Consider the following 643-nt stretch of genomic DNA (forward strand, 5'->3'; position numbering starts at 1 on the left):
ATCCGTCGGAGATCAATGCGCAATCCAAGGATCTGAATGGCGCGCTGTTGCCCCGCACCCGGATCCTCAACGCAGACCCTGATCACTACGGCAATCTGCGCCAAGAGACGACGCAGATCCTGAATTCGGACGGTTCGCCCACCGACTACTCAACCGTGGTGGCGAGCACGTATTACAACGACCCGGCCAACTGGTTCATCGGGCGATTGACCAAGCGAGTGACCGACCGCGGCGGGCCTACAGTGGCCACCCCAGTAGTTCCTGGTTCGGGAGGATTGCCGCCGGCGCCCGCCCCTCAGCTGCCGGCACAGACGACGGCAACCATCATGACCATTCTTCAATTGCTCCTGAGCGATGACTGACATGCTGACAGTACCTCTCAATCGCTGGAAGCGCGTGGCCACTCGGGCGGTCTTGTCGTGTGTCTCGGGCATGCTTGTGCTCGCCGCTGTGCCAGCCTGGTCAGCCACGACAATCAGGACGACGACTTCATTCGACTACGACCCCGCGACAGGTCGGCTGACGAAGACCATCGTCGAGCCGGAGATTTCGGACTTGTGCGTGGTGACCGAATACAAGCTGCCGGATGAGTATGGTCGACCAACCGTCGTCACGACACGGAACTGTGCCGGTGCCGCCGCAA

The 643-nt window shown here is 61.1% G+C and carries 2 protein-coding genes; both read left to right on the forward strand.

The window, feature by feature from the left end; translation table 11 throughout:
• Positions 1–362: hypothetical protein (locus AC1D15_RS35975; protein ID WP_477829849.1), on the forward strand; the 362-nt coding region annotated here is incomplete at its 5' end.
• Positions 355–643, forward strand: a 289-nt coding sequence (locus AC1D15_RS35980; RefSeq protein ID WP_477829850.1) for a hypothetical protein, incomplete at its 3' end; no start/stop codon positions are given. The genes AC1D15_RS35975 and AC1D15_RS35980, both read left to right, overlap by 8 nt.

Source organism: Rhizobacter sp. P2_H2, from assembly GCF_056403375.1.